This is a genomic window from Pseudomonas sp. GL-RE-29, assembly GCF_019947275.1.
Taxonomy (GTDB): Bacteria; Pseudomonadota; Gammaproteobacteria; order Pseudomonadales; family Pseudomonadaceae; genus Aquipseudomonas; species Aquipseudomonas fluorescens_A.
On record NZ_JAGYGD010000020.1, the window covers coordinates 94640 to 110110 of the forward strand.

Below are 15471 nucleotides of genomic sequence, written 5' to 3' on the forward strand. Positions count from 1 at the left end.
GATGCGGTTGGTCTGCCATTGCGTGCACGAATCGCACGGGCCACGACATTCCAGGGAGGAAGGTGTCATGCATCAGCAAGGTTTCAGCCTGATCGAACTGCTTATGGGACTGACGATTGTCGGGATTGTTCTGCATTTGGTCAGTCCGGCGCTTGCGCAAGTCACCGAATCGAACCATCGCGAACTGGCTGCGCAGTCGCTTTTCAGTGACATTCGCAACGCCAGGACTGAAGCGATCGCACGCCATCAGGCCGTTGTGATTCACGCCATCAACGGCGACTGGGGCCAAGGCTGGCGGATCATTCTGGACATAAGCGGCAAGGGATATAAGGACAGCAACAATCCGTTGCTGGTCGAGCGCCAAAACGCCTCAGGGCTGCCGATTGTTGGCAATGGACCTGTCAGGACTTCGGTAAAATTCAGCAGTCTGGGCGAACCACAATTAGGCAACGGTGCGTTTCGGGCGGGGACACTGCACATTTGTGCAAGCCGCGAGCCGGTGAGCCAGCATCAGGTAGTGCTGGCCCCATCAGGCCGCGTCAGCCTGCGCAGCATCAAAGCTGAACAGGCATTGTGCGCAGAAGAGAAAGGATTCAGAGCAGAGAGCGAACGCGCAACTCTTTAGGCATGGAGAACGTAATGTTCTCCTCGCGACCGGCCAGCTCATCGGCACCGGTAGCGCCCCACGCCTGCAACTGCTGGATCACGCCACGCACCAGGACTTCCGGAGCAGATGCACCAGCGGTGATGCCGATACGCTCGACGCCGTCGAACCAGCTCTTCTGCAGATCTTCGGCACCGTCGATCAGATAGGCCGGGGTGGCCATGCGCTCGGCGAGTTCACGCAGGCGATTGGAGTTGGAACTGTTCGGGCTGCCGACCACCAGCACTACATCGCACTCGTCAGCCAATTGCTTGACCGCGTCCTGACGGTTTTGCGTGGCGTAGCAGATGTCGTCCTTGCGCGGGCCACCGATGGCCGGGAAACGCGTACGCAGTGCGTCGATAACGCGGCTGGTATCGTCCATGGACAGGGTGGTTTGGGTGACGAACGCCAGTTTTTCAGGGTTGTTCACCTGAAGTGCAGCGACGTCTTTTTCGTCTTCGACGAGGTAGATAGCGCCGCCATTGCAGGCATCGTACTGGCCCATGGTGCCTTCGACTTCCGGATGACCGGCGTGGCCGATGAGGATGCATTCACGACCGTCACGACTGTAGCGTGCGACTTCGATGTGCACCTTGGTCACCAGCGGGCACGTGGCATCGAACACTTTCAGGCCACGACCGGCGGCTTCAGTACGTACGGCTTGGGAAACGCCGTGAGCACTGAAGATCACGATCACGTCGTCCGGCACCTGATCCAGTTCCTCGACGAAGATCGCGCCACGATTGCGCAGGTCTTCGACGACGAATTTGTTGTGGACCACTTCATGGCGCACGTAGATCGGCGGCCCGAAGACTTCCAGGGCGCGGTTGACGATTTCGATCGCCCGGTCCACGCCGGCGCAGAAGCCACGGGGGTTGGCGAGTTTGATTTGCATGCTGTGCCTCGTGTCTTGCGCGCAAGAATTCAGATCATTACAACTTACTGCAGGAGCCGGCTTGCTGGCGATGAGGCCATTGGACTCACCGCAAGGCTTCATGGCCTCTTCGCCAGCAAGCCGGCTCCTACAGAAAAGCGATTACAGCGCTTTGACAGAGATGATTTCCACGTCAAAGGTCAGGGTCTTGCCTGCCAGCGGGTGGTTGAAGTCGATGGTCACTTGCGCGTCATCGAACTCTTTGACCACACCCGGCAATTCAGTATTGGCCGCATCGTTGAAGATCACCAGCAAACCTGGCGACAGGTCCATGTCCTGGAACTGCGAGCGCGGGATGATCTGCACGTTTTGCGGGTTGGGCTGACCGAAAGCGTTTTCCGGCTCGATGCTCAGTGTGCGCTTGTCGCCAGCCTTGAAGCCGAACAGCGCCGCTTCGAAACCTGGAAGCAGGTTGCCATCACCCACCTTGAAGGTCGCCGGGGCTTTATCGAAGGTGCTGTCCACCGTGTCGCCGTTCTCCAGGCGCAATGCGAAATGCAAGGTGACTTCCGTGTTCTGGCCGATGCGTTGCTCAGCCAATACCTGTTCAGTCATGAACGGCTTCTCCGGTCTTTTTACTTTTGAACATATCCAGTGCCAGCATGACAGCGCCCACAGTGATTGCACTGTCGGCAAAGTTGAACGCCGGGAAATGCCAGCTGTTCTGCCAATGCACCAGGATGAAATCGATCACATGGCCCAGGGCAATGCGGTCATACAGGTTGCCTAGCGCACCGCCGAGCACCAGCGCCAGCGCAATGGCCAGCCAGGTCTCGTTGCGCCCCAGACGCTTGAGCCACACCACCAGCACCGCACTGACCACCACGGCGATCAGGGCAAACAGCCAGCGTTGCCAGCCGGAGCTGTCGGCCAGGAAGCTGAACGCCGCACCGGTGTTATAGGCCAGGGTCCAGCTGAACAAATCGGGAATCACCACGATTTGCTGATACATCTCGAGCTTGCCTTCGAAGTAGAACTTGCTGGCCTGGTCGATGACCAGAACCAACAAGCTCAACCAGAGCCAGCCCAGCCGTCCGAAACGGCCAACGGCATTAGGCATAGTGACGTACCTCGCCCGCACCGCTGATGTTGTCGACGCAACGGCCGCAGATTTCCGGATGCTCCGGGTTCACGCCGACGTCTTCACGGCAGTGCCAGCAACGGGCGCACTTGGCGAAGGCCGACTTGACGATTTTCAGCTTCAAACCGCTGACTTCGGTGACTACCGCGTCCGCTGGCGCCTGAACAAAAGGCGCAACGCTGGCGGTCGAAGTGATCAATACGAAACGCAGTTCGTTGCTCAGCTTGGCCAGATCGGCAGTCAGGGCGTCTTCGGCAAACAACGTGACTTCGGCTTGCAGATTGCCACCGACGGCCTTGGCCGCACGCTGGATTTCCATCTCTTTGTTGACCGCGACCTTCACTTCCATGATGCGATCCCAGTAGGCGCGACCCAGCTCGAAGCCTTCCGGCAGTTCGGTCAGACCTTCGTACCAGGTGTTGAGCATGACCGATTCGTTACGCTCGCCCGGCAGGTATTGCCACAGTTCGTCAGCGGTGAACGCCAGGATCGGCGCGATCCAGCGAACCAGCGCTTCAGAGATGTGGAACAGCGCGGTCTGGCAGGAACGGCGAGCCTTGCTGTCGGCGCCAGTGGTGTACTGACGGTCTTTGATGATATCGAGGTAGAAACCGCCCAGCTCCTGCACGCAGAAGTTGTGGATCTTCGAGTAGACGTTCCAGAAGCGGTACTCGCCGTAGTGCTCTTGCAACTCGCGTTGCAGCAACAGGGTGCGATCCACAGCCCAACGGTCCAGCGCGAGCATTTCTTCGGCCGGCAGCAAGTCGGTGGCCGGGTTGAAACCGGTCAGGTTGGAAAGCAGGAAGCGCGCGGTGTTACGGATACGCCGGTAGGCGTCCGCACTGCGTTGCAGGATCTGCTCGGAAACCGCCATTTCACCCGAGTAATCGGTCGACGCAACCCACAGACGCATGATGTCGGCGCCCAGGGTGTCGTTGACTTTTTGTGGCGCGATCACATTGCCCAGGGACTTGGACATCTTGCGGCCAGACTCGTCGACGGTGAAACCGTGGGTCAGCAGCTCGCGGTACGGGGCGTGGTTGTCGATGGCGCAACCGGTCAGCAGCGACGAGTGGAACCAGCCGCGATGCTGGTCCGAACCTTCCAGGTACAGGTCGGCGCGTGGACCGCTTTCGTGGCCCATCGGGTGCGAACCGCGCAGGACGTGCCAGTGCGTGGTGCCCGAGTCGAACCAGACGTCGAGTGTGTCGCTGATCTTGTCGTACTGCGGTGCTTCAGCGCCCAGCAGTTCGGCGGCATCCAGCTTGAACCAGGCTTCGATGCCTTCGACTTCGACGCGCTTGGCGACTTCTTCCATCAGCTCAACGGTACGTGGGTGCAGCTCGCCGCTTTCCTTGTTCAGGAAGAACGGGATCGGCACGCCCCAGTTGCGCTGACGGGAAATGCACCAGTCCGGACGGTTGGCGATCATCGAGTGCAGGCGCGCCTGGCCCCAGGTCGGAACGAACTTGGTGTCTTCGATGGCTTTGATCGAACGCTGGCGCAGGGTGTCGCCGGTGGTTGGCTGCTTGTCCATGCCGATGAACCATTGCGCGGTGGCGCGATAGATCAGCGGAGTCTTGTGGCGCCAGCAGTGCATGTAGCTGTGTTCGATGATGGTGGTGTGCAGCAGCGCACCGACTTCGGTCAGCTTGTCGACGATGGCCGGGTTGGCCTTCCAGATGAACTGCCCGCCGAAGAATTCCAGCGAGGTCGCGTAAACGCCGTTGCTTTGGACCGGATTGAGGATGTCGTCGTTGACCATGCCGTATTTCTTGCAGGTCACGAAGTCGTCCACACCGTAGGCCGGTGCGGAGTGAACCACGCCCGTGCCCGCGCCCAGTTCAACGTAGTCAGCCAGGTAAACCGGCGACAGACGGTCGTAGAACGGGTGACGGAAGTTGATCAGCTCCAGCGCTTTACCGGTGGTGGTCGCAATGACCGAACCTTCCAGCGAGTAGCGCGCCAGGCAGGATTCGACCAGCTCTTCGGCCAGCACCAGCAGCTTGTCCCCGACATCGACCAGGGCGTAGTTGAATTCCGGGTGGACGTTCAGCGCCTGGTTGGCCGGGATGGTCCACGGGGTGGTGGTCCAGATCACGATCGAAGCAGGCTTGGTCAGCGCTGGCAGACCGAACGCGGCAGCCAGTTGGGCTTCGTCGGCGATCGGGAACGCCACGTCGATGGTCGAGGACTTCTTGTTCTCGTACTCGACTTCCGCTTCGGCCAGGGCCGAACCGCAGTCGAAGCACCAGTTCACGGGCTTGAGGCCCTTGAACACAAAACCGCCTTTTACGATTTCAGCCAGGGCACGGATTTCACCGGCCTCGTTCTTGAAGTCCATGGTCTTGTACGGGTTGGCGAAGTCGCCCAACACGCCCAGACGGATGAATTCGGATTTCTGGCCTTCGATCTGCTCGGTGGCGTAGGCACGGCACAGTTCGCGGGTCTTGTCCGCGCCCAGGTTCTTGCCGTGGGTCACTTCGACTTTGTGCTCGATCGGCAGGCCGTGGCAGTCCCAGCCCGGAACATAAGGCGCGTCGAAGCCCGACAGGGTCTTCGAGCGGATGATCATGTCCTTGAGAATCTTGTTCAGTGCGTGACCGATGTGAATCGTGCCGTTGGCATACGGAGGACCGTCGTGCAGGACGAACTTCGGACGATCCTTGCCAATCTCGCGCAACTTTCCGTACAGGCCAATACTGTCCCAGCGCTGCAGAATCTGCGGTTCGCGCTGTGGCAGGCCGGCCTTCATTGGGAAGGCGGTGTCCGGAAGGTTTAGCGTGGATTTATAGTCGGTCATTTAAGGCTCTTCATTAGCGATTGGCGCTAGGTGCGACAGGGCACGGGCGGCGGCGACATCCGCATTGATCGCCGTCTTAAGCGCCTCCAGAGAGGCGAAACGCTGCTCTTCACGCAGCTTTTGGTGGAAAACCACCGTCATACGCCGGTCATACAGATCGCCGGCAAAATCTAAAAGATGGACTTCGAGGTGGGCTTTGCCATCCCCTTGGACCGTGGGCCGCACGCCGATATTGGCGACACCTGGCCAGGTCTTGCCGTCGAGGTCGACGCTGACCAGATAAACCCCGGTCAACGGTACGCGACGGCGCTTGAGCTGAATGTTGGCGGTGGGCGTACCCAACTGCCGCGCCAGTTTCTGGCCGTGCAGCACGCGACCGGCAATCCGGTACGGGCGCCCGAGGAGGCGTTCGGCGAGGGCAAAGTCAGCGGCAGCCAGTGCATTACGCACCTGGGTGCTGCTGACGCGAATGCCGTCGAGCTCGACGGTCTGCGCCGCTTCGACGGTAAAGCCCTGCATGACGCCCGCCTGTTGCAGGAAATCGAAATCCCCTACCCGGTCACAGCCGAAACGGAAGTCATCGCCGACTTCAAGGTGCTGCACGCCGAGGCCGTCAACCAGAATGGTATCGACGAACTCACTGGCGCTGAGCTTGCTCAGGCGTTGGTTGAAGGCCAGGCACAGGACCCGGTCGACCCCTTCGGCGGCCAGCAGCTGAAGCTTGTCGCGCAAGCGTGCCAGTCGGGCAGGCGCAGTGTCCGGCGCGAAAAACTCTCGCGGCTGCGGCTCGAAAATCACCACGCAGCTGGGCACGCCCAACTCGAGCGCACGCTCACGCAGCCGCGCCAGGATAGCCTGGTGGCCACGGTGTACACCGTCAAAGTTGCCAATAGTGGCGACACAGCCCCGATGCTGGGGGCGCAGATTGTGGAGGCCTCGAACCAGCTGCATAACGCGCTTCTTGCTCATAAAGTGGTCGATTATAACCACACCCGGCGGCCGACGACAGGCAACACCGTATCCCAAAGTAATCGAGCCGACAAAAACGCCGGCCCGCCCGTACTTATCGAGGCCTTGACCTCAGCCAAGCGCCTTGCGATTGAAGTCGCGCAAGCGGAAGCCCATCAACACTAACATGCCGAAATACGCCACCACACCAGCGACCACCAAGGCACCCAGGCGCAGGAAGCGTTCAAGCATCTGCCCCTCGCCCCAGGCCGGCATGAAGTGCATCCCGGCCAGCAATACTGCGGACATCACCGTGACCGCGATTACCAGCTTGAAACTGAACTTGGCCCAACCCGGTTGCGGCTGATACATCTGCTGCTTGCGCAGTTGATAGAAGAGCAGCCCGGCATTGAGACAGGCTCCGGCGCTGATGGCGAGTGCCAGACCTGCGTGAGCCAGCGGGCCGATCAGCACCAGGTTGAACAGCTGCGTGACGACCAGCGTGAAAATCGCAATTTTTACCGGCGTGCGGATGTTTTGTTGCGCATAAAAGCCAGGAGCCAGCACTTTAATCACAATAATCCCGAGCAAACCGACCGAATACGCAATCAAGGCACGCTGGGTCATGGCCGCGTCATGTGCATCGAACTGACCATACTGGAACAACGAGACCGTCAGTGGCTCAGCCAGAATCCCCAACGCCAGAGCGCAAGGCAACACCAGCACGAAGCACAGGCGCAGGCCCCAATCGAGGATGCGCGAGTACTCCTGGCGATCCTTGCTGGCGTAGGTCTTGGCCAGGGTTGGCAACAGAATCGTCCCCAACGCCACGCCGAGCACACCGGACGGCAGCTCCATCAAACGGTCGGCGTAGTACATCCACGACACGGAGCCGGCGACCAGGAACGAGGCAAAAATAGTGTTGATGATCAGCGAGATCTGACTCACCGACACGCCGAGTATCGCCGGCAGCATCTGCTTCATCACCCGCCAGACGCCGCTGTCGCGCAGATTCAGGCGCGGCAGCACCAGCATGCCGATCTTTTTCAGATGCGGCAGTTGATAGAGCAGTTGTGCCAGGCCGCCCGCCAATACCGCCCAACCCAGCGCCATGACCGGTGGATCGAAGTACGGCGTCAGGAACAGCGCAAAGATGATCATGCTGACGTTAAGCAGGGTCGGCACGAATGCCGGCACCGAAAAACGGTTCCAGGTGTTGAGGATCGCGCCCGCCAACGAAGACAAGGAGATCAGCAATATGTAGGGAAATGTTACCCGCAGCAGACTGGAGGTCAGCTCGAATTTTTCCGGAGTATTGGTGAAACCCGGCGCTGTCACCCAGATCACCCACGGCGCGGCAATCATGCCCAGCACAGTGACTAAAGCCAAAACCAGTGTCAGCAGGCCCGAAACGTAGGCAATAAATGTTCGCGTCGCTTCATCGCCCTGTTGGCTTTTGTATTCCGCGAGAATCGGCACGAACGCCTGGGAAAAAGCCCCTTCGGCAAAGATTCGCCGCAACAGATTGGGCAATTTGAAGGCAATGAAGAAGGCGTCGGTCGCCATTCCCGCGCCAAATATGCGCGCAATGAGGGTGTCACGAACGAACCCCAGAACCCGGGAAATCATCGTGATAGAGCTGACGGCGGCCAACGATTTGAGCAGATTCATTGAAAGAGTTTGTGCCTGTCGATAAACAGCAGGCGAACAATGCGCCTACTTATGCGATACTCCGCGCCGCAACAGCACTGAGCCAAAGCTCGCGAGTTTACAGGTCGTACGCTGGAAAGAAATATCCAGTCGTGCAGCACCTACCACTTAGCGGAACGTCTCAACCGCCCTTGACAACACCTCAACTCATCGGCATGATTCGCGGCCTATTTTGTTTGCTATTTCCTAAAAAGTCTTTCGAGGAGCTCGACGGTGGCCAACTCACCTTCCGCCAAAAAACGTGCAAAACAGGCTGAGAAGCGTCGCAGCCACAACGCCAGCCTGCGTTCCATGGTTCGTACCTACATCAAGAATGTAGTTAAGGCCATCGACGCAAAAGACGCTGAAAAAGCTCAAGCTGCTTACGTTCTGGCTGTGCCAGTTATCGACCGTATGGCCGATAAAGGCATCATCCACAAGAACAAGGCTGCTCGTCATAAGAGCCGCCTGAATGGCCACGTAAAGGCCCTGAACGTTGCCGCTGCTGCCTAAGCGACGCGTTCATTAAAAAACCGACCTCAGGGTCGGTTTTTTATTGCCTGCGATTTAGAAAATCACCGCAAAAAATGTAGGAGTGAGCCTGCTCGCGATAACGACGTGTCAGTCGACATCAAGTGTGACTGGCACACCGCTTTCGCGAGCAGGCTCACTCCTACAATGGTTTAGCGTTGTTATTGCTGGACTGGCGCCCACGGCAAGATCGGAATCGCCGTCACGGCATTCTGCGGACTGCCCTCGATCAAACGATCGCTATACACCAGATACACCAGCGTATTGCGCTTCTTGTCCAGGAAACGCACCACCTGCATGGTCTTGAACACCAGGGACGTGCGCTCCTTGAACACCTCGTCACCATCCTTCAGCTCACCCTTGAAGCTGATGGGCCCGACCTGGCGACAAGCAATGGAAGCCTCGGCTCGATCTTCGGCCAACCCCAAACCACCCTTCACACCACCAGTCTTGGCGCGCGACAGGTAGCAGGTCACACCTTCGACCTTCGGATCGTCAAACGCCTCGACGACGATCCGGTCGTTCGGGCCGACGAATTTGAACACCGTCGACACCCGGCCAATTTCCTCGGCCGAGGCCAGCAGAGGCACCGCCAGCAGCAACCCCAATAGTCCTTTTGCTACACGCATTCAGGTATTCCTTCAGACCAGAATCAGGTTATCGCGATGAACCAGCTCTGGCTCCGCCATGTAACCCAGCAAACCGACAATCGCCTCAGACGACTGACCGATGATTTTTTGCGCTTCCAGCGCACTGTAGTTAGCCAGGCCACGGGCAATCTCACGACCATCCGGCGCCACGCAGACCACCATTTCACCACGACGGAAGCTACCCTGAACCAGTTTCACACCCACCGGCAGCAAGCTCTTGTTGCCTTGCGACAACGCCGTCACCGCACCCTCATCGAGCACCAGGGTGCCACGGGTTTGCAGATGCCCGGCCAGCCACTGCTTGCGCGCCGCCAGCATGCCGCGCTCAGGCGAGAGCAAGGTGCCGATGCGTTCGCCCGCCTTGAGGCGATCCAGCACACGCTCAAGACGCCCACCCACGATGATCGTATGAGCACCGGAACGCGCCGCCAGACGCGCCGCACGCAGCTTGGTCTGCATGCCGCCACGCCCCAGCGCACCACCCGTACCGCCCGCCACCGCATCGAGCGACGGATCATCGGCACGGGCCTCGTAAATCAGCTGGGCATCTGGATTGTTGCGCGGATCAGCGTCGAACATGCCATCGCGATCCGTCAGGATCACCAGCAAGTCAGCCTCGACCAGGTTGGCCACCAGCGCCGCCAGGGTATCGTTGTCGCCGAAACGGATTTCGTCGGTGACCACAGTGTCGTTTTCGTTGATCACCGGAATGACCTTCAACTCAACCAACGCGCGCAAGGTACTGCGAGCGTTCAAGTAGCGCTTGCGGTCAGACAGATCATCGTGAGTCAGGAGAATCTGCGCAGTGTGCCGACCATGCTCGGCAAAGCTCGACTCCCAGGCCTGCACCAAGCCCATCTGGCCGATTGCAGCAGCAGCTTGAAGCTCGTGCATCGCACTGGGTCGAGCGGTCCAGCCCAGACGGCTCATGCCGGCCGCCACCGCCCCGGAGGACACCAGCACCAACTCGACACCCGCCTCATGCAAGGCCACCATCTGCTCTACCCAGACACCCATTGCTGCGCGATCCAGGCCTTTGCCGTCCGCTGTCAGCAAAGCGCTGCCGATCTTCACGACCCAACGCTGCGCACCTGTCACCTTGCTCCGCATCATCTTCAACCTTAGCTTGAGGACAGCGCGACCTGGCACTGCCCGTGACGTTATTCGTGGTTATTCGTGACCAACGATCGATTTGCAGATACTAAAACGCCGCTCAATTGAGCGGCGCTTAAGTTTATCGCAACGAATCAGTCACGCACGTAAATGATTTCCGGACCGTCTTCGTCATCCACATCTTCTTCATCCCAATCATCGTCACCGATGTCGTGGACCGACTTCACGCCGCTGCGACGCAGGGCACGCTTGTCATCCAGCGCCTGCAGTTGCGCGCGAGCTTCGTCTTCGATGCGCTGATCGAGATCTGCCAGCTCTTCCTTGTAGGCTGGGTCGTTGGCCAGGCGATCGGCACGATCTTCCAGGTAACGCATGATGTCGTGGCACAGACGCTCGGTGTTCTGCTTGGCAATAGCCGAGATCACGTAGACCGGACCAGTCCACTCCAAACGATCAACGATTTCCTTGACGCGAGCATCGTGCTCTTCATCAAGAATCTGGTCGCACTTGTTCAGGACCAGCCAACGATCACGCTCCGCCAGGGACGGACTGAACTTGATCAGCTCATTGACGATCACTTCAGCGGCATCCGGTGCACTGGTTTCATCCAGTGGCGCCATGTCCACGAGGTGCAGCAGCAAACGGGTACGCGACAAGTGCTTGAGGAAACGAATCCCCAGGCCCGCGCCATCGGAAGCACCTTCGATCAGACCCGGAATGTCCGCAACCACGAAGCTTTTCCAGCGATCGACGCTGACCACACCCAGGTTCGGCACCAGTGTGGTGAACGGATAGTCAGCAACTTTAGGCTTGGCAGCCGAAACCGAGCGGATAAAGGTACTTTTACCGGCGTTCGGCAAACCCAGCAGACCTACGTCAGCCAGAACTTTCATTTCCAGCTTCAGGTCGCGCTGCTCACCCGGCTTGCCCGGAGTGGTCTGGCGCGGTGCACGGTTGGTACTGGATTTGAAACGGGTGTTGCCCAGACCGTGCCAGCCACCCTGCACCACCATCAATTTCTGACCAGCCTTGGTCAGGTCGCCGATGACTTCCTGAGTCGCGGAGTCGATCACCGTGGTGCCGACCGGAACGCGCAGGATCAGGTCTTCACCCTTCTTGCCGGTGCAGTCGGTGCTGCCGCCGTTGGAGCCACGCTCGGCATCGAAGTGCCGGGTGTAACGGTAGTCCACCAGGGTGTTGAGGTTTTCGTCGGCCATCATGTAGATGGAACCGCCATCACCGCCATCACCGCCGTTCGGGCCACCGTTCTCGATAAATTTTTCCCGACGGAAACTCATGGCGCCATTGCCGCCATCACCAGCCTTTACGCGAATCGATACTTCATCAACAAACTTCATAACAAACGCCTCTCGCCATACGGACGAGCCGAAAAACAATCAAGACATAAGACTCTTGCAAAAATGAGCGCAGCGACCCCAAAACACGACATCTACATCGTACGCCGACAGCCCATACAAACAGCTTTGCAAGAGACTCACCCCACAAACGAAAAAGCCCCGTCGCGAGACAGGGCTTTTCCAGCGATCGCGCGATTAAGCCGCGACTACGCTCACGTAACGACGACCGAAGGCGCCTTTTACTTCGAACTTGATCACGCCTTCGACTTTAGCGAAGAGGGTGTGATCTTTACCCATGCCAACGCCGTAGCCAGCGTGGAATTGGGTGCCGCGCTGACGCACGATGATGTTGCCTGCTTTGATAGCCTGGCCGCCATACATCTTCACGCCAAGGCGTTTGGCTTCTGAGTCGCGACCGTTACGGGTACTACCACCAGCTTTTTTGTGTGCCATGAGTTCAATTCTCCTAGTGAGGAATTAGGCTGAAATTAAGCCTGAATACCGGTGATTTTGATCTCGGTGTACCACTGGCGGTGGCCCATACGCTTCATGTGGTGCTTACGGCGACGGAACTTGATGATGCGGACTTTATCGTGACGACCTTGGGAGATCACTTCAGCCACAACGGTAGCGCCAGCAACAACTGGAGCGCCGATATTCACGTCGTCGCCATTGGCAACCAACAGAACGCGATCAAAGGTAACGGATTCGCCGGTAGCGATTTCCAGTTTTTCGATCTTCAGGTATTCACCTGGGGCGACTTTGTACTGCTTGCCGCCAGTAACGATTACTGCATAAGACATGGTATTTCTCCGATAATCCTGCTCACCCAGCTCTTTATAAGAAGAGGTATTGGCTGGCATGGCTGCATGGGGCTGGAAGGCCCGCTTGCAATTGCGTAAGGCAGGTGCTGCCCAGGAAGTTCAGGGTGCGCGATTGTACGCAAGGCACGAGCGCCTTGCAATAGGCCGTCCATCGCGCCTTGACAGGCCCGGACGTGAGTCCTAGCATGCCGCGCAACCCTTCTGGAGCGACTGTCGCTGATGCAACCCCAAGCTTTCTACCGCGCGGTGGCGGACGATTTTAGCGCCGTCGACGGCATCATCAAGAAGCAGCTGACTTCCCGAGTGCCGCTTGTATCGAAAATCGGCGACTACATTACCTCGGCCGGCGGCAAACGCCTTCGTCCTTTATTAGTGCTGCTGTGTGGCAAGGCTCTTGGCCGCGAAGGCGACGACCTGCGACTTTTGGCCGCGACCATCGAATTCCTGCACACCGCCACCCTGCTGCATGACGACGTGGTCGACATGTCCGGCATGCGCCGTGGCCGCTCGACCGCCAATGCCATGTGGGGCAACGCACCCAGCGTCCTGGTGGGCGACTTCCTGTATTCGCGCTCTTTCGAAATGATGGTCGAACTGGGGTCCATGCCAGTGATGAAAATCCTCTCGCAAGCCACGCGCATCATCGCCGAAGGCGAAGTGTTGCAGCTGTCGAAAGTCCGTGACGCCAGCACCACCGAAGAAACCTATATGGAAGTCATCCGCGGCAAGACTGCGATGCTCTTCGAGGCCTCGACCCACAGTGCTGCGGCCCTGTGCGAAGCCACGCCGGAACAGGCTGAAGCCCTGCGCACGTTTGGCGATCACCTGGGTGTTGCCTTCCAACTGGTCGACGACCTGCTGGATTACAAAGGCGATGCCGAGACCCTGGGCAAGAACGTCGGCGACGATCTGGCCGAGGGCAAACCGACCCTGCCGCTGATCTACACCATGCGCGAAGGCACGCCGGAACAGGCAGCCCTGGTGCGCAAGGCGATCCAGAAAGGCGGCATCGAAGACCTGGAAAGCATCCGCGAAGCCGTGGAAGCCTCGGGTTCGCTGGAATACACCGCGCAACTGGCCCGCGACTACGTGGCCCGTGCGATCAAATGCCTCGAAGCGCTGCCGGCCAGCGAGTATCGCGATGCGTTGGTTGAGTTGAGTGAGTTCGCGGTAGCCCGCACGCACTGATTCACCCTTGTAGGAGCCGGCTTGCTGGCGATCGCAGCTGCGGTGTGTTCCAGGCACACCGAGGCGTATGCATCGCCAGCAAGCCGGCTCCTACAGGTCCCCGCCCCCTCCCGCCTAAAACCCTATATAATGTGCGCTTTTTAGCGATCCTGAATCCAAGGAGCTTTAGTGAGCACGTTGCCACCCTGCCCGAAATGCAATTCCGAATACACCTATGAAGACGGCGCCCAGCTGATCTGCCCGGAGTGCGCCCACGAATGGTCCGCCAGCGGCGAAGCCGAAGCTACGTCCGATGACGCGGTGAAAAAGGATTCGGTGGGCAACGTCCTGCAAGACGGCGACACCATCACAGTGATCAAGGACCTCAAGGTCAAAGGCACGTCGCTGGTGGTCAAGGTCGGCACCAAGGTGAAAAACATCCGTTTGTGCGATGGCGATCACGACATCGACTGCAAGATTGACGGCATTGGCCCGATGAAGCTCAAATCCGAGTTCGTCAGAAAAGTCTGATTCTGCTGTATTCCATCCCGCGACCTGTCGCGGGATGGTGCGTCACCCTCCCCCGCCTTGCCCAACAAATCCTCGCGATAGCCAAACGCCAGCTGTTTTGACCTTACTCAATCTTTACCCTGAAAAAATCGTAATCCGCCAATAGGCCCTTGCTATTTGATGAATAAGAATTATTCTCATTGAAACCCAAATCAATGGAGATGAGGCATGACTTATTTGATCGACGCGTGGCTGGACCGCCCACACCCCTACCTCAGGATCCTGCATCGGGAAACCGGGGAAGTCTGTGCGGTGCTTGAGGAAGAAGCCTTGAACGAATTACAGGATCAGGGTGATCTGGACGTCAACGGCTTAAGTTCCAGCGAGCCGGTGGTGCTCAAGGAACTGGTGCGAAATCTGTTTCTGTTCTGCTATGCCCGGGCGCTGCGCCCGTCGCACGAAATGCATCACAAGATCGAAATATGAGTCACGCAAAACCTGTAGGAGCCGGCTTGCTGGCGATTGCATCACCGCGGTGCAACTGAAACACCGAGATGCTTGGATCGCCAGCAAGCCGGCTTCTACACGTCGACGGGATTACAAAACGTCGAGCAGCTCGACGTCGAACACCAGTACGCTGTGCGGCGGAATGCTGCCAACGCCTTGAGCGCCGTAAGCCAGTTCGCTCGGCACGTACAGACGCCATTTGCTGCCAGCATTCATCAGTTGCAGGGCCTCGGTCCAGCCAGCGATCACGCCGCCAACCGGGAATTCTGCAGGCTCGCCACGCTCGTAGGAGCTGTCGAACACGGTGCCGTCGATCAGGGTACCGTGGTAGTGAGTACGCACGGTGTCTTCACGGGATGGCTTGGCGCCTTCACCAGCAGTCAGCACTTCGAATTGCAGGCCGGAAGCCAGGGTGGTGATGCCGTCACGCTTGGCGTTTTCAGCCAGGAAAGCCAGGCCAGCGCCAGCGGCCGCTTCAGCCTTGGCTGCTGCTTCGGCTTGCATGATTTCGCGGATGACCTTGAAGCTGGCGGACATTTCTTCCTGACCCACACGGCTTGGCTTACCGGCGAATGCGTCGGTCAGGCCGGCCAGGATTGCGTCCAGGCTCACGCCCGGGGGCGGGTTGTCGCGCAGTTGGTCGCCCAGCTGACGGCCAATACCGTAGCTGACGCGGGTTTCGTCGGTGGACAGATTTACTTCGGACATGA

At 58.7% G+C, this 15471-nt stretch carries 17 protein-coding genes; 5 read left to right on the plus strand and 12 right to left on the minus strand.

Going from position 1 to position 15471, the window contains the following annotated elements; genetic code table 11:
* Positions 1–67 precede the first annotated feature (67 nt).
* Positions 68–625: a GspH/FimT family pseudopilin gene (locus KGB21_RS17735; RefSeq protein ID WP_223506039.1), complete on the plus strand. Its 558-nt coding sequence runs from the start codon at positions 68–70 to the stop codon at positions 623–625.
* Here KGB21_RS17735 and ispH read toward each other — a convergent pair.
* The 6 genes from ispH to murJ all read right to left on the minus strand — a co-directional run bounded on the left by ispH (position 594) and on the right by murJ (position 8083).
* A complete protein-coding gene (gene ispH, locus KGB21_RS17740) occupies positions 594–1541 on the minus strand; it encodes a 4-hydroxy-3-methylbut-2-enyl diphosphate reductase (RefSeq protein WP_223506041.1) in 948 nt (315 codons plus the stop codon). The genes KGB21_RS17735 and ispH overlap by 32 nt on opposite strands.
* 141 nt (positions 1542–1682) lie before the next feature.
* Positions 1683–2120 (minus strand): FKBP-type peptidyl-prolyl cis-trans isomerase, encoded by a 438-nt coding sequence (gene fkpB / locus KGB21_RS17745; protein WP_172668667.1) that lies wholly within the window; start codon positions 2118–2120, stop codon positions 1683–1685.
* Positions 2121–2127: 7 nt separating this feature from the next.
* On the minus strand, positions 2128–2640 hold the full coding sequence (lspA, locus tag KGB21_RS17750) for a signal peptidase II (RefSeq protein WP_034148230.1): 513 nt from the start codon (positions 2638–2640) through the stop codon (positions 2128–2130).
* Positions 2633–5464: an isoleucine--tRNA ligase gene (gene ileS / locus KGB21_RS17755; RefSeq protein ID WP_223506043.1), complete on the minus strand. Its 2832-nt coding sequence runs from the start codon at positions 5462–5464 to the stop codon at positions 2633–2635. Before ileS ends, lspA begins: the two co-directional genes overlap by 8 nt.
* On the minus strand, positions 5465–6415 hold the full coding sequence (gene ribF, locus KGB21_RS17760; protein WP_034148228.1) for a bifunctional riboflavin kinase/FAD synthetase: 951 nt from the start codon (positions 6413–6415) through the stop codon (positions 5465–5467).
* Positions 6416–6544: 129 nt separating this feature from the next.
* On the minus strand, positions 6545–8083 hold the full coding sequence (gene murJ / locus KGB21_RS17765; RefSeq protein ID WP_223506045.1) for a murein biosynthesis integral membrane protein MurJ: 1539 nt from the start codon (positions 8081–8083) through the stop codon (positions 6545–6547).
* Positions 8084–8335: 252 nt separating this feature from the next.
* Here murJ and rpsT point away from each other — a divergent pair, with 252 nt between their 5' ends.
* Positions 8336–8614 carry a 30S ribosomal protein S20 gene (gene rpsT, locus KGB21_RS17770; RefSeq protein WP_020798646.1) on the plus strand — a complete coding sequence of 93 codons (279 nt, stop codon included), beginning with the start codon at positions 8336–8338 and terminating at the stop codon, positions 8612–8614.
* 179 nt (positions 8615–8793) lie between these two features.
* On the opposite strand, the gene KGB21_RS17775 is transcribed toward rpsT, so the two are convergent.
* The 5 genes from KGB21_RS17775 to rplU all read right to left on the minus strand — a co-directional run bounded on the left by KGB21_RS17775 (position 8794) and on the right by rplU (position 12556).
* Complete coding sequence (locus KGB21_RS17775; protein ID WP_223506047.1) at positions 8794–9261, minus strand: CreA family protein; 468 nt, start codon at positions 9259–9261, stop codon at positions 8794–8796.
* A gap of 12 nt (positions 9262–9273) precedes the next feature.
* Positions 9274–10392, minus strand: a complete 1119-nt coding sequence (proB, locus tag KGB21_RS17780) for a glutamate 5-kinase (RefSeq protein WP_034148225.1) — start codon at positions 10390–10392, stop codon at positions 9274–9276.
* 137 nt (positions 10393–10529) lie between these two features.
* Positions 10530–11753, minus strand: coding sequence for an Obg family GTPase CgtA (cgtA, locus tag KGB21_RS17785; protein WP_034148224.1), 1224 nt, complete (start codon positions 11751–11753; stop codon positions 10530–10532).
* 195 nt (positions 11754–11948) lie between these two features.
* Complete coding sequence (gene rpmA, locus KGB21_RS17790; protein ID WP_003281574.1) at positions 11949–12206, minus strand: 50S ribosomal protein L27; 258 nt, start codon at positions 12204–12206, stop codon at positions 11949–11951.
* A 35-nt stretch (positions 12207–12241) separates the two neighbouring features.
* Positions 12242–12556 carry a 50S ribosomal protein L21 gene (rplU, locus tag KGB21_RS17795; RefSeq protein ID WP_003176051.1) on the minus strand — a complete coding sequence of 105 codons (315 nt, stop codon included), beginning with the start codon at positions 12554–12556 and terminating at the stop codon, positions 12242–12244.
* A gap of 240 nt (positions 12557–12796) precedes the next feature.
* Here rplU and KGB21_RS17800 point away from each other — a divergent pair, with 240 nt between their 5' ends.
* The 3 genes from KGB21_RS17800 to KGB21_RS17810 all read left to right on the plus strand — a co-directional run bounded on the left by KGB21_RS17800 (position 12797) and on the right by KGB21_RS17810 (position 14740).
* Entirely contained in the window at positions 12797–13765 is a 969-nt protein-coding gene (locus KGB21_RS17800; RefSeq protein ID WP_015096895.1) for a polyprenyl synthetase family protein, read from the plus strand.
* Between the two features lie 168 nt (positions 13766–13933).
* Positions 13934–14275, plus strand: a complete 342-nt coding sequence (locus KGB21_RS17805) for a zinc ribbon domain-containing protein YjdM (RefSeq protein WP_034148223.1) — start codon at positions 13934–13936, stop codon at positions 14273–14275.
* A gap of 207 nt (positions 14276–14482) precedes the next feature.
* On the plus strand, positions 14483–14740 hold the full coding sequence (locus tag KGB21_RS17810; RefSeq protein ID WP_034148222.1) for a hypothetical protein: 258 nt from the start codon (positions 14483–14485) through the stop codon (positions 14738–14740).
* A gap of 111 nt (positions 14741–14851) precedes the next feature.
* Here the strand turns inward: KGB21_RS17810 and KGB21_RS17815 are convergent, their stop codons facing one another.
* On the minus strand, positions 14852–15469 hold the full coding sequence (locus KGB21_RS17815) for an FKBP-type peptidyl-prolyl cis-trans isomerase (protein ID WP_034148221.1): 618 nt from the start codon (positions 15467–15469) through the stop codon (positions 14852–14854).
* Between the last annotated feature and the right edge of the window lie 2 nt (positions 15470–15471).